16 protein-coding genes and 1 tRNA gene are annotated in these 19,295 nt (G+C 73.6%); 8 read left to right on the forward strand and 9 right to left on the reverse strand.

All coding sequences use genetic code 11. The annotated features are described in order from the left end of the window. Positions 1-9: 9 nt before the first annotated feature. From livM to cysQ, 4 genes are all read right to left on the reverse strand, one after another. The gene (gene livM / locus LPC08_RS05250; RefSeq protein WP_304622065.1) at positions 10-1,479 is read right to left on the reverse strand and encodes a high-affinity branched-chain amino acid ABC transporter permease LivM; all 1,470 of its coding nucleotides are present in this window, start codon (positions 1,477-1,479) and stop codon (positions 10-12) included. Continuing rightward, positions 1,476-2,393, reverse strand: coding sequence for an ABC transporter permease subunit (locus tag LPC08_RS05255; protein ID WP_230451679.1), 918 nt, complete (start codon positions 2,391-2,393; stop codon positions 1,476-1,478). Before LPC08_RS05255 ends, livM begins: the two co-directional genes overlap by 4 nt. 127 nt (positions 2,394-2,520) lie before the next feature. Next, complete coding sequence (locus LPC08_RS05260; RefSeq protein WP_230451680.1) at positions 2,521-3,510, reverse strand: L-threonylcarbamoyladenylate synthase; 990 nt, start codon at positions 3,508-3,510, stop codon at positions 2,521-2,523. Further along, a complete protein-coding gene (gene cysQ / locus LPC08_RS05265) occupies positions 3,507-4,337 on the reverse strand; it encodes a 3'(2'),5'-bisphosphate nucleotidase CysQ (protein ID WP_230451681.1) in 831 nt (276 codons plus the stop codon). The genes LPC08_RS05260 and cysQ overlap by 4 nt, the downstream gene beginning before the upstream one ends. A 150-nt stretch (positions 4,338-4,487) precedes the next feature. Between cysQ and LPC08_RS05270 the strand changes: the two genes are divergently transcribed. From LPC08_RS05270 to LPC08_RS05280, 3 genes are read left to right on the forward strand one after another with little or no spacing between them, the layout of a single operon-like run. Next, complete coding sequence (locus LPC08_RS05270; protein ID WP_230451682.1) at positions 4,488-6,167, forward strand: leucyl aminopeptidase; 1,680 nt, start codon at positions 4,488-4,490, stop codon at positions 6,165-6,167. A 1-nt stretch (position 6,168) separates the two neighbouring features. Beyond that, positions 6,169-7,665 carry a leucyl aminopeptidase family protein gene (locus LPC08_RS05275; protein WP_230451683.1) on the forward strand — a complete coding sequence of 499 codons (1,497 nt, stop codon included), beginning with the start codon at positions 6,169-6,171 and terminating at the stop codon, positions 7,663-7,665. Next, positions 7,658-8,113, forward strand: a complete 456-nt coding sequence (locus LPC08_RS05280) for a DNA polymerase III subunit chi (RefSeq protein ID WP_230451684.1) — start codon at positions 7,658-7,660, stop codon at positions 8,111-8,113. The genes LPC08_RS05275 and LPC08_RS05280 overlap by 8 nt, the downstream gene beginning before the upstream one ends. 19 nt (positions 8,114-8,132) lie before the next feature. Here the strand turns inward: LPC08_RS05280 and LPC08_RS05285 are convergent, their stop codons facing one another. The 5 genes from LPC08_RS05285 to LPC08_RS05305 all read right to left on the reverse strand — a co-directional run bounded on the left by LPC08_RS05285 (position 8,133) and on the right by LPC08_RS05305 (position 14,489). After that, positions 8,133-9,263, reverse strand: coding sequence for an ABC transporter substrate-binding protein (locus LPC08_RS05285; RefSeq protein ID WP_230451685.1), 1,131 nt, complete (start codon positions 9,261-9,263; stop codon positions 8,133-8,135). Beyond that, positions 9,253-10,185, reverse strand: coding sequence for a siderophore-interacting protein (locus LPC08_RS05290; RefSeq protein ID WP_230451686.1), 933 nt, complete (start codon positions 10,183-10,185; stop codon positions 9,253-9,255). Before LPC08_RS05290 ends, LPC08_RS05285 begins: the two co-directional genes overlap by 11 nt. Positions 10,186-10,232: 47 nt before the next feature. Continuing rightward, positions 10,233-11,105: an alpha/beta hydrolase gene (locus LPC08_RS05295; protein ID WP_230451687.1), complete on the reverse strand. Its 873-nt coding sequence runs from the start codon at positions 11,103-11,105 to the stop codon at positions 10,233-10,235. After that, a complete protein-coding gene (locus LPC08_RS05300) occupies positions 11,099-13,315 on the reverse strand; it encodes a TonB-dependent siderophore receptor (RefSeq protein WP_230451688.1) in 2,217 nt (738 codons plus the stop codon). Before LPC08_RS05300 ends, LPC08_RS05295 begins: the two co-directional genes overlap by 7 nt. Before the next feature lie 193 nt (positions 13,316-13,508). After that, entirely contained in the window at positions 13,509-14,489 is a 981-nt protein-coding gene (locus LPC08_RS05305; RefSeq protein WP_230451689.1) for a Bug family tripartite tricarboxylate transporter substrate binding protein, read from the reverse strand. A gap of 234 nt (positions 14,490-14,723) precedes the next feature. Here LPC08_RS05305 and LPC08_RS26170 point away from each other — a divergent pair, with 234 nt between their 5' ends. From LPC08_RS26170 to clpX, 5 genes are all read left to right on the forward strand, one after another. Then, positions 14,724-15,179, forward strand: a complete 456-nt coding sequence (locus LPC08_RS26170) for an RlpA-like double-psi beta-barrel domain-containing protein (protein WP_304622066.1) — start codon at positions 14,724-14,726, stop codon at positions 15,177-15,179. Positions 15,180-15,350: 171 nt separating this feature from the next. Further along, positions 15,351-15,435 (forward strand) — tRNA-Leu (locus LPC08_RS05315). Between the two features lie 46 nt (positions 15,436-15,481). Continuing rightward, complete coding sequence (tig, locus tag LPC08_RS05320; RefSeq protein ID WP_230451690.1) at positions 15,482-16,834, forward strand: trigger factor; 1,353 nt, start codon at positions 15,482-15,484, stop codon at positions 16,832-16,834. A gap of 297 nt (positions 16,835-17,131) precedes the next feature. Then, the gene (gene clpP, locus LPC08_RS05325) at positions 17,132-17,782 is read left to right on the forward strand and encodes an ATP-dependent Clp endopeptidase proteolytic subunit ClpP (protein ID WP_230451691.1); all 651 of its coding nucleotides are present in this window, start codon (positions 17,132-17,134) and stop codon (positions 17,780-17,782) included. A gap of 178 nt (positions 17,783-17,960) precedes the next feature. Further along, complete coding sequence (gene clpX, locus LPC08_RS05330) at positions 17,961-19,217, forward strand: ATP-dependent Clp protease ATP-binding subunit ClpX (RefSeq protein WP_230451692.1); 1,257 nt, start codon at positions 17,961-17,963, stop codon at positions 19,215-19,217. Positions 19,218-19,295: the final 78 nt, after the last annotated feature.

The raw sequence follows: 19,295 nt of genomic DNA on the forward strand, positions 1-19,295 counted from the left end.
GTGCCTCCATCACCCGTGGCCCTGGCTGACGAGGTCGGAGGAGATCGCCCGCGCCTTGCCGAGCGAGACGGTGGGCGTGCGGGTGGAGACGAGGCCGCGCGGCTTCCACACCATGATGACGACCATGGCCGCGCCGAAGACCAGCATCCGCCATTCCTGCAGGTCGCGGAACACCTCGAAGCCGCCGATCATCACCAGCGCCGCGATCGCGACGCCGAGCTGCGACCCCAGCCCGCCGAGGACGACGATGGCCAGGATGATGGCGCTCTCGATGAAGGTGAAGCTTTCCGGGCTGATGAAGGCCTGGCGGGTGGCGAAGAAGGCCCCGGCGAAGCCGCCGAACATGGCGCCGATGGCGAAGGCGGTGAGCTTGGTGTTGGTGATGTTGATGCCCAGCGCGCGGGCGGCGACCTCGTCCTCGCGCAGCGCCTCCCAGGCGCGGCCGAGCGGCTGGCGGCGCAGGCGCAGCGTGACCCAGTTGGTCAGCAGGGCGAGCGCCAGGATGACGTAGTAGAGGAACACCACCCGATGCGTCGGCGAGGGCTCCAGCCCGAAGAAGCCGGCGAAGGTGTCCGGCCCGCCGGAGGCCGCGAAGGACAGGCCGAAGAAGGTCGGGCGCGGGATGCCGGAGATGCCGTTCGGCCCGCCGGTCAGCGAGACCCAGTTCAGCAGGACGACGCGGATGATCTCGCCGAAGGCGAGCGTCACGATGGCCAGGTAGTCGCCGCGCAGCCGCAGCACGGGAAAGCCCAGCAGCACGCCCCAGAAGGCGGCGAGGATGCCGGCCAGCGGCAGGCAGACCCAGAAGGACAGGCCGAAATTCTGCGCCAGCAGCGCGTAGGAATAGGCGCCGACGGCGTAGAAGGCGACGTAGCCGAGATCGAGGAGCCCGGCGAGGCCGACCACGATGTTCAGCCCCCAGCCGAGCATCACGTAGGTCAGCACCAGCACGCCGAGATCCAGCTCGTAGCGCCCCGTGCCGGGGATGACGGGCAGCGCCACGGCCAGCAGCAGCAGGGCCGGCGCGACCACCTTCGGCAGCCAGGCGGGCGGGCGGAAGGCGCGGGAGCGGGCCAGCGCCGCCGGCCGCCGCCTTTGCCACAGGGCGAGGAGCAGCCGCCCGGCGAAGGCCAGCGCCACCAGCACCGCGACATCGGCCCAGCGCGTGCGCAGGATGAGGCTGCCGCCCGTGCCGACATCGGTGCGCAGCCCGACCAGCGGGACGAACAGCCCGGCCGCGACCAACGCGGCGAGCCCTGCCTCCTTCAGCGCGCCGGGCAGGTCGAGCGCGCGTGGCGGCGACGGCGGCGGCACGGGGGCCGGGGCGGGGCGGGGGATGCCGCCGGCCTCGCCGGGGGAGGGGACGCCGTCCGAGAGGTGGCCGGCGCCGCCGGGATGGGTGATGCCGCCGGACGGATCGGAGGAATCCGTGCCGCCGCCGCCCGACTGGTCGCCGGCGGGGGGAATGGCGCCGCTCATACCTTCTCCACCTCCTGCCGGCCGAGCAGGCCGGTAGGCAGAAAGATCAGAGTCAGGATCAGGATCGAGAAGGCCGCGACGTCCTTGTACTGGACGGAGAAGTAGGCGCTCCAGAAGGTCTCGATCAGCCCGATCAGCAGCCCCCCCAGCACCGCCCCGGGCAGCGAGCCGATGCCCCCCAGCACGGCGGCGGTGAAGGCCTTCACCCCGGCGAGGAAGCCGATGTAGAAGTCGATGACGCCGTAGCGGATCAGGTACATCCCCCCCGCCACCGCCGCCAGCGAGGCGCCGATGACGAAGGCGAGGCTGATGGTGCGGTCCGTGTCCACGCCGAGCAGCGAGGCCATCTTGCGGTCCTGCTCCACCGCCCGCATCGCGCGACCCAGCGGCGTGCGGGTGACCAGGATGGTGAAGGCCGCGAGCACGGCGAGCGTGACCACCACGATGACGAGCTGGATCCAGGAGAGCTGCACCGCGAAGCCGTCCTGCTCGAAGATCGTGACGCCGCCCGGGACCAGCGGGTTCAGCGGCTTCACCCGCGCGCCCTGGCTGACCTGCACGAAGTTCTGCAGCACGATGGACATGCCGATCGCCGAGATCAGCGGCGCCAGGCGGAAGGAGCCGCGCAGCGGCCGGTAGGCGAGGCGCTCCACCGTCCAGCCGTAGAGGCCGGTGACCGCCATGGAGAGCAGCAGCGCCAGCAGGATCGCAGCCGATCCGTCGAACCATCCGCCGCCGCCCACCAGCAGCAGCACCGCGATCAGCATGGAGAAGGCGCCGATCATGAAGATGTCGCCATGGGCGAAGTTGATCATGCCGACGATGCCGTAGACCATCGTGTAGCCGACGGCGATCAGTCCGTAGATCATCCCCAGCGAGATGCCGTTGATGAGCTGCTGCAGGGCATAGGCCAAGCGCGCACCCCCATGGATTTCGAAGCCGCCCGCGCCCGGGCCGTTGATTCGCCGGGCGTTCCTGGCAAACGCTACGCCAGCCGCCGCCCGCGCACCATCGTCCTGGCCGTCGCGGTTTCGTGGGCCGTCACGCCCCGCGTGGTGCCGCCGCCCGCTCCAGCCGGTCGTTGATCGCCGCCCCCAGCCCCGCCGCCGGCACCGGCATCGCCGCGATTCCGCGCAGCCCGCGCCGCGCCCCCTCGGCATCCAGCGCCCGCAGCCCGGCGAAGAGCCGCGCCGCCGCTTCGACCGGGTCGCTCGTTTCCGACAGGTTCCACACTGCCCCGGCCCCGGACAGCGGGGTTCCGAAGGCCAGCAGCGCCTCCTCCGCCCCCACCGCCGTCGCGTTCAGCCGCACCGGCAGGCGCGGCGCGTAGTGGGAGAGCAGCATCCCCGGCGAGCGCAGGCTGCGCACCGCCGCCGCCGCGGCGAGGGGCAGGGGGCGCCCCACCGGGCCGATCAGCGCCTCGATGGCCTCCACCGGCACGCCGCCCGGCCGCAGCAGCACCGCGCCGGGGCCGCTGAGGTCCAGCACGCTGCTCTCCACGCCCACGGCGCAGGGACCGCCATCCAGCACCGCCGCGATCCGCCCGCCCAGCCCCTCCAGCACGTGCTCCGCCGTGGTGGGCGAGACCTCGCCCGAGCGGTTGGCCGAAGGCGCCGCCACCGGCGTCCCCGCCGCGCGCAGCAGCGCCTGGGCCAGCGGATGCGCCGGCACGCGCACCGCCAGCGTGTCCAGCCCTGCCCCGGCCAGCAGGTCGATGCGCGACTGCGCCCGGCGCGGCAGCACCAGGGTCAGCGGCCCGGGCCAGAAGCGCGCGGCCAGGGTGCGGGCGCGGTCGTCCGGCACCACTTCCGCGAAGGCCAGCTCCGCCTCCGGCAGGTGGCAGATCAGCGGGTTGAAGTGCGGCCGGCCCTTGGCGGCGAAGATCCCCGCCACCGCCCGCCCGTTCCGGGCGTCGCCGCCCAGCCCGTAGACCGTCTCCGTGGGGAAGGCGACCAACTCCCCCGCGCGCAGCAGGGCCGCGGCCTCCCCGGTCGCCTCAGGCGGCAGCCGCCGCGTCGCCGTCGCGCTCACCGCCCGGCGGCGTGCAGCCGGTCGAGCACCAGCGCGTCCGGTCCGGGCGCGGCCCGGCCCCAGGCCACGAAGGCCCCGTTCTCGAAGCCCGGCTTGCCGTAGCGCAGCGGCTGCCCGGCGGCGTCCAGCAGCCGCCCGCCCGCCGCCTCCAGCAGCGCCTGTCCGGCGGCGGTGTCCCATTCCATGGTGCGGCCGAAGCGCGGGTAGAGGTCGGCGGCGCCTTCCGCGAGGCGGCAGAACTTCACCGCCGAGCCGCAGTTCACCACCTCGGCCACCGTCCAGCCCTCCAGGAAGGGGGCGAGGCGCGGGTCGCCCATGGAATGGCGGCTGAACATCACCGTCAGCCCCTCGGCCGGCGGCACCCGCGCGGCGATGGCGCGGCGGCCGGCGGCATCCTCCTTCCAGGCGGTGCCCCCCGCGGCATCGCCGGTGGCGACGAGGCCGCCGAAGACCTCGCCGGTGGGGGGGATGGCGACGGCGCCCAGCACGGGCCGGTCGCCCTCCACCAGCCCGATGCAGACGGCGAAGCTGTCCCGCCCGGCGGCGAATTCACGGGTGCCGTCCAGCGGATCGACCAGCCAGTAGCGGTGGGCCAGGCGGGTCACCACCCCGGCGCAGACCTCCTCCTCCGCCACCACCGGGATGTCGGGGGTGGCGGCGCGCAGCCCCTCGACGATCAGCGCCTCGGCCACGCGGTCGGCCTCCGTCACCGGGGAGGCATCGGACTTGCGCTCCACCGCGAAGCCGGCGGCGCGGATGGCGTTGATGGCGTCGGCGGCCCGCCGGGCGAGGCTGGCGGCGAGCTCCAGCAGTTCAGGATCGGTCATCACGCCCAGAGGGATAGCCCGGCCGGCGGGCGGCAGGCCATGGGGGTTTCACGTCCGCCCCCTCCTTCCCTGCCGCCGTCACCCTGGCCAGCCTTCGCCCGGGTGCTTAAGGATGCGCCCATCGCGTCGCCGAAAGCACGGATGCCCAGCATGCTCGATATCGCCTTCGCCAAGCCCGTCCTCCCCGAAAGCGGCGGCCTCGCCCTGCTCCTGGCGGAGGAGGATCTGGGCGAGGGGGCCTGGCACGAGTGGGACCGCGCCCTGGGCGGGGCCGTCGCCCGGGGCATCGCGGCCGCCGAGTTCAAGGCGCGCAAGGGGGCCACCGTCACCCTGCTCGCCCCCGGCCACGGGCTGAGCCGCATCGTCCTGGTCGGGCTGGGCAAGCGCGCCGAGCTGAACGCGCCGGGCATCGAGGCGGCGGGCGGCGCCGCCGCGGCGGCGCTCGCGGCCGAGGGCATCGCGGCGCTGGACGCCCGGGCGGTGGGCGGCTGGGCTGGCGGGGCGGGGGATGCGGCGCTGGGCGCCACGCTGCGGATGTACCGCTTCGACAAGTACCGCACGACCGAGAAGGCCGAGGACAGGCCGCGCCTGACCGCGCTGAAGGTCCTGTGCGACGACCCGGGCACGGCGAAGGAGGGCTGGGCCGCGCGCCGGGCGGTGGCGGAGGGCGTCTTCCTCGCGCGCGACCTGTCGAGCGAGCCGCCCAACGTCCTCTACCCCGAGGAGTTCGCCGACCGGCTGGAGAAGCTGGAGAAGCTCGGCGTCGACGTGGAGGTGCTGGGCCCCAAGGACATGCGCAAGCTGGGCTTCGGCGCCCTGCTCGGCGTCGCCCAGGGCTCGGAGCGCGAGCCGCGCATGGTGGTGATGCGCTGGAACGGCACGGGGCAGAAGAAGGGCAGCCGCCCGCTGTGCTTCGTGGGCAAGGGCGTGACCTTCGACACGGGCGGCATCTCCATCAAGCCGGCGGGCGGGATGGAGGACATGAAGTGGGACATGGCCGGCGCCGGCACCGTCGCCGGGCTGATGGCCGCGCTCGCCGGGCGCAAGGCGAAGGCGGACGTGGTCGGGTTGGTCGGGCTGGTCGAGAACATGCCCTCCGGCACGGCGCAGCGGCCGGGCGACGTGGTGACCACCGCCTCCGGCCAGACGGTGGAGGTGATCAACACCGACGCGGAGGGCCGGCTCGTCCTGGCCGACGTGCTCTGGTACGCCAAGAAGCGCTTCGACCCGGTCTTCATGGTGGATCTGGCGACGCTGACCGGCGCCATCATCGTGGCGCTGGGCAACGAGCATGCCGGGCTGTTCAGCAACGACGACGCCCTGGCGCAGCGCATCGAGGCCTCGGGCAAGGCGGTGGGCGAGCTGGTCTGGCGCATGCCGCTGGGCGAGGCCTACGACAAGCAGATCCGCTCCGACATCGCGGACATGAAGAACGTCGGCGGCCGCCCCGGCGGCTCCATCACCGCGGCGCAGTTCATCCAGCGCTTCGTGGATGGCTGCCCCTGGGCGCATCTCGACGTCGCCGGCACGGTGTGGAGCAGCAAGGACCAGCCGACCACGCCCAAGGGCGCCACCGCCTGGGGCGTGCGCCTGCTCGACCGCCTGGTGGCCGAGCACCACGAGGGCCAGCCCGCCCCGCTGCCCCCGGTGCGACCGGCGGCGGAGCCCGAGGCCGCGGTCAGCGGCGCCGCCAGCTCTCCCGCCCTGCTCTCGGAGGGCGAGCCCGCCCCGGTGGTGACCGCCATGCCGGAGCCGGCGTCCGAGCCGGCGCCGGCCGTGGCGGGCGCCGCCCCCTCCCGCGCGCCGGTGCGGCGCCCGCGCAAGCGCTGACTTGGCCGGGCAGGGCGGCTTCCCCCTGGCGGCGGTGACGCAAGTCCGTCCTTGCCGCCAGCCGCAGCCCGGCGTGCCGTGCGCCCTGCCGCTCGGCCCCGGCGGCCCGGTGCCGGAGCCGTTGCGTGCCGCCGCTGCCGCGGATGGCTTCGCCGGCCGGGCCGGGCAGGTCGCCGGCCTGTCCGGGCCCGGGCCGGCCTGGCTGCTGGGCACGGGCGCCGATCCGGACTGGGAGGCGGTGGGTGGCGCGGCCGAGGCCCGGCGACGCGGGCTCGGCGCCGCCGCGCCGGAGCGGATGGCGATCGACGCGCGCGGCCTGTCCCCGGCCGCGGCGGCCGGACTCGCCGCCGGGGTGCTGCTGCGCGGCTGGACGCCGCCCGCCACCCGGCGCCCCGACCCCGAGGCGCCGTGCGCCCTGGCGCAGCTCGACCTGGTCGTGGACGACCCGCCCGCGGCGCTGGCCGCCTGGGAGCGGCTGGAACCCGGGGTGCGCGGTGCCCTCTACGCCCGCGACCTGGTGGCCGAGCCGGGCAACCGCCTGACCCCCCGCCGCTTCGCCGAACGGCTGGAGGCGCTCGCCGCCTTCGGGCTGGAGGTGGAGGTGTTCGGTCGCAAGCGGCTGGAGCGCGAGGGCTTCGGCGGGCTGCTCGCCGTCGGGCGCGGCGCGGCCGAGCCACCGCGCCTCGTCGTGCTGCGCTGGCGTGGCACGCAGGAGGAGGCGCCGGTCGTCTTCGTCGGCAAGGGCGTCACCTTCGACACGGGCGGCATCAGCATCAAGCCCGCCCAGGGGATGGAGGCGATGCGCGCCGACATGGCCGGCGCCGCCGCCTGCGCCGGGGCGATGCTGGCGCTGGCCCTGCGCGGCGGCACCCACCCGGCGGCGGCCGTGCTGGCGATCGCGGAGAACGCGACCGGCGCCGCCTCCTACCGTCCCTCCGACGTGCTGACGATGCATGGCGGTCGCACGGTGGAGGTGGTGGACACCGATGCGGAGGGGCGGCTGGTCCTGGCCGATGCGCTGGACTACGCCGCCACCGCGCTGCGCCCGCGCGCCCTGCTGGACCTGGCCACCCTGACCGGCAGCATCGTCACCGCGCTGGGCCACCACCGCGCCGGGATCTTCGGCAATGACGAGGCGCTGATGGGTGCCGCCATCGGGGCGGGGGAGGCGGTGGGCGAGCCGCTCTGGCCCATGCCGATCGGCGAGCGGCACCGCGCCGACCTGGACAGCGCCATCGCCGACCTGCGCCACTGCCTGCCCGCCGGGGCCGGCGAGGGCTGGGGCGGGCGCTTCCTGCCCGATGCCTGCCACGCCGCCGCCTTCCTGCGCGCGTTCGTGGGGGACACGCCCTGGGCGCATCTGGACATCGCCGGGGTGGAGACGTGGGAGGAGGATTCGCCGCTGGGGCCGAAGGGGCCCTCCGGCTTCGGCGCCCGGCTGCTGGACCGGCTGATGGCGATGCGCTTCGAGGAGCGGGTGCGGCGCCGCCGTGGCTGAGATCGGCTTCTACCACCTGACCCGGACGCCGCTGGAGCAGGCGCTGCCGCGGCTGCTCGGGCGCGTGCTGGACACGGGCGGGCGGGCGGTGGTGCTCTGCGCCGGGCCGGAGCGGCTGGCGGCGCTGGACGCCTCGCTCTGGCTCAGCCAGGACCCGGACTGGCTGCCGCACGGCACGCCGGCCGTGGGGAATGCCGACCTCCAGCCAATCTGGCTGACCACGGCGGACGAGGCCCCCAACGGCGCGCGCTTCCTGGTCCTGGTGGACGGGGCGGAGAGCGCGCGGCTCGACGGCTATGACCGGGTGCTCGACCTGTTCGACGGCAACGACGCGACCGCCACGGCCGCCGCCCGCGACCGCTGGCGCCGGGCCAGGGCGGCCGGCCACGCGCTGACCTATTGGCAGCAGGGGCCGCGCGGCTGGGAGCGCAAGGGCGGGGAGGGGTGAGCCCGCCCCGCCGGCCGCCTCACCCCTTCAGGTCCACCCAGTAGGTCCCTTGCATCGGCGCCGCCGCGAAGCGCTCGTTCATCGCCGCCAGGGTGGCGTCCGGGTCCATCCCCGACGCGCGGTCCGGCTGCAGCCAGCGCGCCATGCACTCCACCGCCGGCAGGTGCATGGGGGAGTCGTTGAACGGGTGCCACATGGCATGCGCGCGGCCCTCGCGGATGGCGGTGAGCTGGCCCAGCTTCTCCCGCTCGATCACCCCGGCGAGGCTCCGGCGCGCCTCGGCCGGCGTCACGCCCGCCCCCATCCGCACCCCGCCGGCCTCGCCATAGGGGCCGCCGGTGGCGATGTAGTGCCGCGCGTCGCGGGTCAGCACGTATTCCAGGTTGAGCTGCCCCGTGGGCGTGGGGATCGTCGCGGCGCCGATGTTCACTCCGCCGGCCAGGCGGATGAAGTCGTCGTACACGCCGCGCCCGGGCGAGGAGCAGCAGGGCGTGCCCCCGGCATGGGCGTGCATGAAGACGCTCTGCCGCGCCGCCTCGTCCAGCCCGGCCATGGCCTGGCGGACCCCCTGCATCCGCTCCCGGTAGAAGGCGAGGAAGCGGCCCGCCTGCTCCTCCCGCCCCAGCAGCCGGCCCAGGATCTCCAGGCTCGGCTCGGTGTCGCGCAGCGGGGCGACGAAGAAGTCCACCACCGCGACCGGGACCCCCGCCCCCTCCATCTGGGACAGGCTGTTGTCGTTCCGCGTCGCCAGGGAGCGGCTGAGGATGACGAGGTCCGGCTGCATCGACAGCACCAGCTCGATCGGCAGCCCCATCTGCGCGTCGGGCAGGGTCGGGATGCCGTCCAGCGCCGGCCACTGCCGCCGCAGCGCCGCGTAGTCATTGACCCCGTTGCGCTTCAGGTCGCTGCCCAGCCCCGCCACGATGGCGGTCGGGTCGGGGTGCAGCAGGTTCAGCACCAGCAGGTGCCGGCCCTGGGCCAGCAGCACCCGGCGCGCCGGGCGGGGCAGCGATACCTCCCGCCCCATCAGGTCGCGCAGCCGCACCGGCGCCTGCGCCCGGGCGATCCGCGGCGCGGCGAGCAGGGCCGCGGCACCCAGGACAGCACCACTCAGGGCGAGGCCGCGGCGCGAGAGGGTGTCAGTGCGCATGGTCGTGCCCCGGGGCATGGCGGTGGTGATGGGACGCGGCTTCCTCCTCGCGCGCGACGCGGTGGTAGTCCTCGTCCCGGTCATGGTCGAGCTTGGCGCCGTACTCCGTCTCGCTCATGCCGCGCTTCCAGTAGCCGATGACCAGCATCTGCCGCCGGTCCAGCCCCCGCTCGTCGCGGACATGGGCGCGGATCTCGCGCGCCGCTATCGATTCCGCGCCCACCCAGACGAAGGGCGTGCCGACCGCCGGCCAGTCCGCCGCCCGGACCGCGTCCTGCAACGCCGTACCGGTGCCGGGCTCCCGCCCGTCCTGGAAGATCCAGCGCAGCCGCATGCCGGGCGGGTGGGCCAGCGGCAGGGCCTCCGCCGCGTCCGGCACCTCGATGATCGCCTCGCCGCGCGCCCCGGGGGGCAGGCCCTCCAGGATGGCGGCGATGGCGGGCAGGGCGGTGTGGTCGCCGGCCAGCAGCGTCCAGTCGGCCGGGCGGACGGCACGCCCGCCCAGCGCGGCCACCCCGGCGGCGTCGCCCGGCCGGGCCCGCGCCGCCCAGGGGCCGGCCACGCCCTCGTCCCCGTGCAGCACGAAGTCGATGTCCATCTCCCCCGCCGCCTCGTCCAGCCGGCGGACGGTGTAGGTGCGCACCGCCGGGCGGCGCTCCCCCTCGGCCCAGAGCGGCTTGCCGTCCGGCGCCTTGCCCGGCAGCTCCAGCGGGATGTTGGCGCGCGGCGGCAGGATCAGCTTCAGGTTCGGGCCGCCGCGCAGCCCGGCGAACTCCTCGCCGCCCAGGGTGACGCGCATCAGGTGCCGCGTGATCCGCGCGGTCCGCAGCACCTCCAGGCGCCGGATGCCGCGCCAGCGCGCGGCCCAGGGGGGAGGTGCGGGGGGAGGTGCGGGGGGAGATGGGCCGGAGGCGTCGGGCAAGGGTGGTCCTCCTCGGGATCGGGGCCGGCCGGGCGCCGGGGCGCGCCTCAGCGGCCGGACAGGGCGGCGCGCAGGCCGCGGCTGATGGCGGCCGGCAGCACGGAGCCGTGGTTCTCGCCCGGAAACTCCACGAACTCCACCGCCGGCCCGGCGGCGCCCAGCGCGGCGAGGCGCAGCGCCATCTCGCGGGCATGCCCGGCCATGCGGGCCTGGCGCAGCCGCTCGCGCCGCTCCGCCGACAGGGAGGGGTCGTCCACGCCGCGCCCCTCCATCTCGCCCACGGTGAGCAGCAGGCCGAGCGACGGCGCCTCCGGCGGTGGGCTGGCGGTGAAGCGGCGCTCCGATTCCAGGATGGCGCCGCCGTTCCACCAGATGGAGGGGCTGGCCGCGACATGGCGCCGGAACAGGCCGGGCCGGGCGAAGAGGGCATGCAGCACCAGCAGCCCGCCGAAGGAATGGCCGAACAGGGTGCGGCGGCGCGGATCGGCCGGCAGCTGCGACTCCAGCGCCGGCAGGGCCTCGCGCTCCAGGAAGTCGAGGAAGCGATCCGCGCCGCCGGTGCCCTCCGGCGCGCCGGCGGAGGGCGGGGTGTAGTCGCGGGAGCGGCGCGCCCGGCGCAGCGCGGGATCGACGGCGTGGTCCAGGCCGACGATCACGGCGGGGGTCACCCCCGTCACCTCGGCCCGCCGCTGCTGCATCCGCGCCGCCTCGACGGCGGTGAGGAAGGTGGCGTCGGCGTCGAGCAGGTAGAGGACGGGGAAGCCGCCCGGTGGCGCCTCCCCCTCGGGCCAGGCGGCCCGGATGCGGTAGCGGCGGTCGGGGTCGCCCGCCGCCGCCATCTCCCAGCACGCGCTGCGCGGCAGGGTGACGGGGCCGCCGCCTTCGAGGCGCCCCGTCGCCGGCGTGGGCGCGGCTACCACCGCATCCGCAGGCTGCCGAGGACGAGGCGGCCGGTGCCGAAGTAGCAGGTCGTGTCGGTGTTGCAGCTCGCGACGTATTCCTTGTCGGCGAGGTTGCTGGCGTTCACGGCGAATTCCAGCCCCTTCATGCTCTCGAAGCGGGCGCCGAAATCATAGCGGACCGCGGCGTCGAACAGGGTGAAGTCCTTCACCTTGAAGCTGTTGGCCTCGTTGCCGTAGGTCTCGCCGACATAGCGCGCGCCGCCGCCGAGCTGGAGGCCGCGCAGCGCGCCCTCGGTGAAGCGGTAGTTCAGCCAGCCCGAGGCGGAGTGCTCCGGCACCTGCGGCACCCGGTTGCCCGCGACGCCGGCCGTGTTGGAACGGCGGATCTCCGCCTCCGTGTAGGCATAGGCGCCGATCAGGTCGAGGTTGTTGGTCAGGCTGGCGCGCGCGTCCAGCTCGATGCCGCGGGAGCGGATGCGGCCGGTGCTGACGCTGAAGGTGGTGTAGAGCGGATCGGGCGTCAGGACGTTGTCCTGGGTGATCTGGTAGGCGGCGAGCTGCACGAAGCTGGTGCGGCCGGGCGGCTGGTACTTCACGCCCACCTCGTATTGCTCGCCGGTCGTCGCCTCGAAGGGCTTGCCGCCGCGCGCGGGCGCCTGGACGCCGGCATTGGGCAGGAACGAGGTCGAGTAGCTGACATAGGGCGCGACGCCGCTGTCGAACAGGTAGAGCCCGCCGACGCGCCAGGTCCACTCCTGGTCGTCCTGCTTGGTGTGCAGGCCGGTGGAATAGGCCTGGGTGTCGCTGTTCGCCCAGTCGTGGCGGATGCCGAGATTGAGGCGGAAGCGGTCCAGCGCGATCTGGTCCTGCAGGTAGACGCCGACCTGGTCCGTCTCCTGGCTGGTGCGCGCCGCGTTGCCCATCGCCGGGCCGGTGATGGTGCGGTAGTAGACGGGCGCGAAGAGGTCGAGGCTGGGCGCGGTGCCCACGGCCACGCGGGAATCGGCCCAGGTGGCGGACCAGTCCACGCCGCCGAGCAGGGTGTGGCGCAGCGGGCCGGTCGAGAAGGTGGCCTGCGCCTGGTTGTCGAGGGCAAGCGTGTCCGCGTGCTCGATCGCGTGCAGCGCGCGCCGCGTGGCGGTGCGGCCGTCCGCGGCGATGCTGGCGATGGACAGCACCCGGCGCTCGGAGTCGATGTTCATGTAGCGGAGGTTCTGGCGGACGGTCCAGGTGTCGTCGAGCCGGTGCTCCAGCTGGTAGCCGACCCAGGCCTGGCGGCGCTGGTCCTTCTGCCAGTTCGGGTCGCCCGCGAAGAAGTTGCGGCCCAGGCTGCCGTTGCGGTTGGGCAGCACGGTGCCGGTGGCCGGGTAGAAGTTGTAGAAGCCGATCTCCGGATCGTCCTGGAAGCCGGCCAGCACGGTGACGGTCGTGTCGCTGCTGGGGCGCCAGGTCAGTGCCGGGGCGATGGCAATGCGCTTCTCGCCGACGTAGTCCACCTGGGTGTCGGCGATGCGGCCGATCCCGGTCAGGCGGTACTGGAAGGTGCCGTCCGCCGTCAGCGGGCCGCCGAAGTCGAAGGCGGTCTGCATCCGCGCGTCGTTGCCCGCCTCCAGCCGCACCTCGTGGATCGGCGTCTCGGTCGGGCGGCGGCTGACGAGGTTGACGAGGCCGCCGGCGCCGGTCTGGCCGTAGAGCACGGAGGCCGGGCCGCGCAGCACCTCGATGCGCTCCAGCAGCCAGGGGTCGAAGTTCGGCACGGCGTAGTTCGCCCCGCGGCCGACGCGCAGCCCGTCGAGGAAGTTGACGAAGGCCGCGCTGGTGCCCTGGCCGCCGAAGCCGCGGACGAAGACGCTGTCGTAGCGCGCGCTGGGCCGCACCTCCGGCAGCACGCCGGCGGTGTAGCGCAGCGCCTCGGAGACGGTCTGCGGCGCCTGGTCGTCCATCTGCTGGCGGGTAACGACGCCGACCGACTGCGGCGCCTCGATCAGCGGGGTGTCCGTCTTGGTGCCCGTCGTGGTCACCGGGGCGACGTAGCCCTGCACCGGCTGCCAGGCGCGCCAGGCGGTGGCCTGCACCTCCACCTCGGGGATGGCCAGGGCGCCGTCCGTTGCCTGGGCCGTCGTGCCGTCCTGCGCCAGCGCGGGGTGAGACCAGGGCAGCACGCCGATGAGGGCGGCGGTGCCCAGGAGCCAGGACAGTCGGCTGGTACGGCGCGCAGGCGCGGTCATGGTGCTGGTACCCTTCGTCATCCCGTCCTGGCCGATCGAGGGGGCCGGACCTGCGGCGGGCAGGTACCGAGAATCAGTCGCACTATCAAGTTGAGAGGAGGTTTTTGTGGCTTCGCGGTTGGGCGTTGTGGCGGATCTGCCACGACCGGGGCGGGGGAACAATCCGCCGCCCCGCCGGCCCGCTGCGCCGCGGCTATTCCTCCATGCGGATGCCGGTGAGCTGCGCCATTTCCGCCCAACGCGCGACCTCCGCCTTCTGGAAGGCCGCGAATTCCGCCGGCCCCTGGGGCGCGAGGGTGAAGCCCGCATTCTCCAGGCGCTGGCGCACCGTGGCGTCCTCCAGCGCGCCGAGCATGGCGGCGGAGATCGCGTCCACCAGCGGCGCGGGCGTGTCCTTGGGCGCGAAGAGGCCGAACCAGGCATCCACGAAGGGCTCCGCCTGCCCGGCCTCGGCGGCGGTCGGAACATCCGGGAAACCCGCGACCCGCGCCGGCGCGCCGATCGCGAGCGCGCGCAGCTTGCCGTCGCGGACCAGCGCGGCGACCGACGGGAAGGTGGCGGTGTAGAAATCCACCACCCCCGCCATGGTGTCCGTCGCGGCCGGGGCTGCGCCGCGATAGGGGATATGGGTGGCGTTCATTCCTGTCCGCCGCGCCAGCGTCTCGCTGATGACGTGGCTGGCACTGCCGGCCTGGGAGGAGGCGTAGGTCACCCGCTCCCGCCGCCCGCGCTCGATCAGCGCGGCCAGGGTGGGGGAGGGGGAGTTCGCCGGCACCACCAGCGCGTGATGGACGGTGCCCAGCCGCGCCACCGGCTCGAAGCTGTCGATGACGTGGTAGCGCAGGTTCGCCATCATCGACTGGTTGGAGGCGTGGGTCTGGTTGTGGCCCAGCACCAGCGTGTTGCCGTCCGGCGCGGCGCGGGCTGCCGCCTCGCTGCCGATCGCCCCGCCTGCCCCGGCGCGGTTGTCCACGATCACCGGCCGGCCCAGCGCCGCCTGGGCCTTGTCGCCGACGGCGCGGGCCAGGATGTCGGTCGGCCCGCCGGGCGGGGCGGGGACGATGAGACGCAGCGGCACCGGCGACTGCGCCCGGGAACGTGCCGCGGGCCACAGGGCGGGCAGGGCGAGGCCCAGGGCCAGCAGCGCACGGCGTGGGGTGGTGGGGTGGGGCATGGGCGGCATCCTCCGGTTCTGCGCCGAACAACCGCCCCCCGGCGCGGGCGTCAAGCTGGCCTGGAATTTTCGCAAGGGATTCCAACCGGCTGCCCCGGACCTCACGGGCTTGCGCGGTCGATCGAGCATTTGCGAGGCGAACCGAAGGCTTGCCGTGGCGTCTTAAGACGACGTGTGAACTTCATCCGGAAAGGGGGGCAGAAGATGACGGGTTGGTGGAACAGGATCCGCGGCGTGGCTCTGGCCCTTCCGATCCTGGCCGGGGCTGTGCCGGCCATGGCGGCGATGGATCGCAGCGGCCGGGAGTACCGGGGCGAGGTCTCGGTGCTGCCGGAGCGACTGGCGGGCCGGCGCCTGTCGGATGGACGGCCCTACGACCCGGAATCCGCCGCGGCGTCCTCCGCCCGCCTGCCGGTCGGCAGCACCGCCCGCATCACCAACCTGGCGAACGGGCGCGTCGCCATGATCCGCATCCATGAGCGTCCCCGCCGGGCCCAGGCGGGCCGGGAGGGGGATAGCCTGAAGGTCAGCCCGCGCGTGGCCCGCCTGCTGCAACTGGCGGAGGGCGGTGAGGCGCCGGTGCTGGTGGCCCCGCTGGCGGTGCCGCAGGCGGACGGCACGATCCGCCTGGGCCAGGGCACGGGCTTCGACGGGCAGCCGGCGGTCATCGTCCACCCCGAGCGGGGCTGACCCCCCCCGGGGGGCAGGGCGCCGGCCGCAGGCGGGGAGCGGGTCGACGGCCGCCGGCCGGAAAGCGGCCGGTGGGCGGGGATTCCCGCCTCCGGCCGGCTCGAACGCCCCGCGCCGCTTGGAATACGGCCCGCCATGGGCTACAGGCCCGCCCTTCGACGACGTGGCGACGCGGGCGTGGTGGAATTGGCAGACACGCCGGATTTAGGTTCCGGTGGCGAGAGCCTTGGGGGTTCGAGTCCCTCCGCCCGCACCAGAAGCCCCGGACTCAACGGGATTCGACAGGGACTGGGACCAGACAGATGCAGGTGACCGAGGTCGCGACGGACGGGCTGAAGCGCGCCTACGACGTGGTGGTGGGTGCGGCGGAGCTGGAAGCCGCCCGCGACAAGCGCCTGGGCCAGCTGGCCAAGGAGATGCGTCTCCCCGGCTTCCGCCCGGGCAAGGTGCCGATGTCGCTGGTCAAGGGCCGCTACGGCGCCTCGGTGATGGGCGAGGTGCTGGAGGAGCAGGTCAACGACGCCACCCAGAAGATCGTGGCCGACCGCGGGCTGAAGCCGGCGCAGCAGCCCAAGATCGAGCTGAAGGATTTCGGCGACGGCAAGGACCTGGCCTTCCGCGTGGACCTGGAGATCCTGCCGGAGATCCCGATGCCGGACTTCGCCTCCATCGAGGTCGAGCGGCTGAAGGCCGAACCCTCCGACGCGGAGGTGGACAAGGCGCTGGAGGGCATCGCCGCCCGCAACGCCCAGCTGGAGGACATCACCGAGGAGCGCCCGGCCGAGAAGGGCGACGTGGTGGTGGTGGACTTCACCGGCCGCGCCCGCCCGAAGGACGACCCCGAGGGCGAGCTGGAGCCCTTCCAGGGCGGTGCCGGCCAGGACATGCCGGTGGAGATCGGCGGCGACGGCTTCATCCCCGGCGTCTCCGAGGGGCTGGAGGGCATCCGCGTCGGCGAGACCCGCCACGTCGAGGTGACCTTCCCCGCCGAGTACCATGCCCCCGAGCTGGCCGGCCGCCCGGCCGTGTTCGAGATGACGGCCAAGGCGCTGAAGAAGGCCGCGAAGCCGGCGCTGGACGACGAGTTCGCCAAAACCCTGGGCATCGAAGGCGGCATCGAGGCGGTGCGGACCCAGCTCCGCGAGGTGATCCAGCGCGAGTACGACCAGCTCGCCCGCCAGCGGGTGAAGCGCCAGCTCCTCGACGCCCTGTCCGAGCGGGCCGACTTCCCGGTGCCGGAGGGGATGGTGCAGGCGGAGTTCGACCAGATCTGGAAGCGGGTCGAGGAGGACATGAAGGCCGGCCGGCTGGACGAGGATGACAAGGGCAAGGACGAGGAGACGCTGAAGGCGGACTACCGGAAGATCGCCGAGCGGCGCATCCGGCTGGGCCTGCTGGTCAGCGAGATCGGGCGGACCAACAACATCCAGGTGCCCCAGGACGAGCTGTTCCGCGCGCTGCGCGCCGAGGCCGGCCGCTACCCCGGCCAGGAGAAGAAGGTCTTCGAGTTCTTCCAGAAGAACCCGCAGGCGATGGAGAACCTCCGCGCCCCGCTCTTCGAGGAGAAGGTGGTCGACTTCATGCTGGAGCTGGCCAAGGTGAACGACCGCGTCGTCCCCTTCGAGGAGCTGAACCAGGCCGCCACCGCCGCCTGACCTGTCCGGGGGCGGGCCGCGCCCACGCCGACGCCCGGGATGCCGTTCCGGGCCTGACACGCCAGTGTCACTCTCTCGCCCGGCCCCCTTCCCTAGGGGGGCCGGGCGAGCCATGTTGGTCCCGCCGTGGCGCGAACGTGCCGGGGCGGACCGGCCTGCCACAGGTTTCGTTCATCCCTCCGTGCCAGGATGCGCGGCGAGGAGGAGCGGGACGGGGGCCGGGCGGGCAACGGGCACAGGGCCCGGGGCCGAGCCGCCGCCCGCACGAACCCTGGCCCGGTGGCGAAAGGACAAGTCATGCGCGACCGCGATCCGATCGAGGTCTACAACAACACGCTCGTTCCCATGGTCATCGAGCAGACGGCCCGTGGCGAGCGCTCCTTCGACATCTATTCGCGCCTGTTGAAGGAGCGGATCATCTTTCTGACGGGCCAGGTCTTCGATCAGGTCTCCTCGCTCGTCTGCGCCCAGCTGCTGTTCCTGGAGAGCGAGAATCCGAACAAGGACATCTCGTTCTACATCAACTCGCCGGGCGGCGTGGTCTCCTCCGGGCTCGCGATGTACGACACCATGCAGTACATCCGCGCCCCCGTGAGCACGGTCTGCCTGGGCATGGCCGCCTCCATGGGCTCCCTGCTGCTGACCGCGGGGGAGAAGGGGAAGCGTTTCGCCCTGCCGAACAGCCGGATCATGGTCCACCAGCCCTCCGGCGGCGCCCAGGGCCAGGCGACGGACATCGAGATCCAGGCGCGCGAGATCCTCAGCCTGCGCAAGCGGCTGAACGAGATCTATGTGAAGCATACGGGCCAGCCCATCGAGGCGATCGAGGCCAAGCTGGAGCGCGACACCTACATGTCGGCGGAGGAGGCCCTGGGCTTCGGGCTGATCGACGCGGTGGTGGAGCGCATCCCCGCCTCCGGCAGCCCCTCCGAGCCCAAGGCCGGCTGAGGAGCGCCCCCACGCCCGCCAGCACCCACCGACCCGGGCCGATCCCCCGTCGCCGCCAGCCGGCCGGCGGGGGCAGGCCCGCCCCCCGCGCCCAATCCGTCTTCCCCCGGTTCGTCTTCCCCCGGGGGGGAGGGGGGTCTACAATACCCGGTGCTATTCCCGGGCCCCAGGAGCGAGCATGAGCAAGTCCGGCGACTCCAAGAACACCCTGTACTGCTCCTTCTGCGGCAAGTCGCAGCATGAGGTGCGCAAGCTGATCGCGGGTCCGACCGTGTTCATCTGCGACGAGTGCGTCGAGCTGTGCATGGACATCATCCGCGAGGAGCACAAGACCCACCTGGTGAAGTCCAGGGACGGCGTCCCCACCCCGCGCGAGATCTGCAAGGTCCTCGACGACTACGTGATCGGCCAGGAGCACGCCAAGAAGGTGCTCTCGGTGGCGGTCCACAACCACTACAAGCGCCTGGCGGCCGGCGGGAAGTCCGGCGAGGTCGAGATCGCCAAGAGCAACATCATGCTGGTCGGGCCCACCGGCTCGGGCAAGACGCTGCTCGCCCAGACGCTGGCCCGCATCCTCGACGTGCCCTTCACCATGGCCGACGCCACCACCCTGACCGAGGCGGGCTATGTCGGCGAGGATGTCGAGAACATCATCCTCAAGCTGCTCCAGGCGGCGGACTACAACGTGGAGCGGGCGCAGCGCGGCATCGTCTACATCGACGAGGTCGACAAGATCAGCCGCAAGTCGGACAACCCCTCCATCACCCGCGACGTGTCGGGCGAGGGCGTCCAGCAGGCGCTGCTGAAGATCATGGAGGGTACGGTGGCCTCCGTCCCGCCCCAGGGCGGCCGGAAGCACCCGCAGCAGGAGTTCCTCCAGGTCGATACCTCCAACATCCTCTTCATCTGCGGCGGCGCCTTCGCCGGGCTGGAGAAGATCATCGCCGCCAAGGGCAAGGGCTCCGGCATCGGCTTCGGCGCCGAGGTCCGCGGCCCGGACGAGCGGCGGACGGGGGCGATCCTGCGCGAGGTGGAGCCCGAGGACCTGCTGAAGTTCGGCCTGATCCCCGAGTTCATCGGCCGCCTGCCGGTGGTCGCGACGCTCGAGGACCTGGACGAGAAGGCGCTGATCGAGATCCTGACCAAGCCGAAGAACGCCCTGCTGAAGCAGTACCAGCGCCTGTTCGAGATGGAGGCCACCAAGCTGACCTTCACCGAGGACGCGCTGCGCTCCGTGGCGACCCGGGCCATCCAGCGCAAGACCGGCGCCCGCGGGCTGCGCTCGATCATGGAGGGCATCCTGCTCTCCACCATGTTCGAGCTGCCCGGCCTCGACGATGTCGACGAGGTCGTGGTGAACAAGGAGGTGGCCGAAGGTCGCGCCACCCCCCTGTTCATCTACGGCGAGCGGCCGGCCGAGCAGACCTCGGCCTGAGGGAGCCTGCCCTGAAGCCGCCCCCTGCCGATCCGGGCCTGGAAGGGCCCGCGTCCCGGGGGGCGGGCCCGACCCGGA

It is taken from the genome of Roseomonas sp. OT10, from assembly GCF_020991085.1.
Classification (GTDB): Bacteria; Pseudomonadota; Alphaproteobacteria; order Acetobacterales; family Acetobacteraceae; genus Roseomonas; species Roseomonas cutis.

Excerpts from the sequence above, each read along its gene's own strand:
- livM (WP_304622065.1), bottom strand. The coding sequence starts at position 1,479 with ATGAGCGGCGCCATTCCCCCCGCCGGCGACCAGTCGGGCGGCGGCGGC.
- cysQ (WP_230451681.1), bottom strand. The coding sequence starts at position 4,337 with ATGACCGATCCTGAACTGCTGGAGCTCGCCGCCAGCCTCGCCCGGCGG.
- LPC08_RS05270 (WP_230451682.1), top strand. The coding sequence starts at position 4,488 with ATGCTCGATATCGCCTTCGCCAAGCCCGTCCTCCCCGAAAGCGGCGGC.
- LPC08_RS05285 (WP_230451685.1), bottom strand. The coding sequence starts at position 9,263 with ATGCGCACTGACACCCTCTCGCGCCGCGGCCTCGCCCTGAGTGGTGCT.
- LPC08_RS05300 (WP_230451688.1), bottom strand. The coding sequence starts at position 13,315 with ATGACCGCGCCTGCGCGCCGTACCAGCCGACTGTCCTGGCTCCTGGGC.
- LPC08_RS05305 (WP_230451689.1), bottom strand. The coding sequence starts at position 14,489 with ATGCCCCACCCCACCACCCCACGCCGTGCGCTGCTGGCCCTGGGCCTC.
- tig (WP_230451690.1), top strand. The coding sequence starts at position 15,482 with ATGCAGGTGACCGAGGTCGCGACGGACGGGCTGAAGCGCGCCTACGAC.
- clpP (WP_230451691.1), top strand. The coding sequence starts at position 17,132 with ATGCGCGACCGCGATCCGATCGAGGTCTACAACAACACGCTCGTTCCC.
- clpX (WP_230451692.1), top strand. The coding sequence starts at position 17,961 with ATGAGCAAGTCCGGCGACTCCAAGAACACCCTGTACTGCTCCTTCTGC.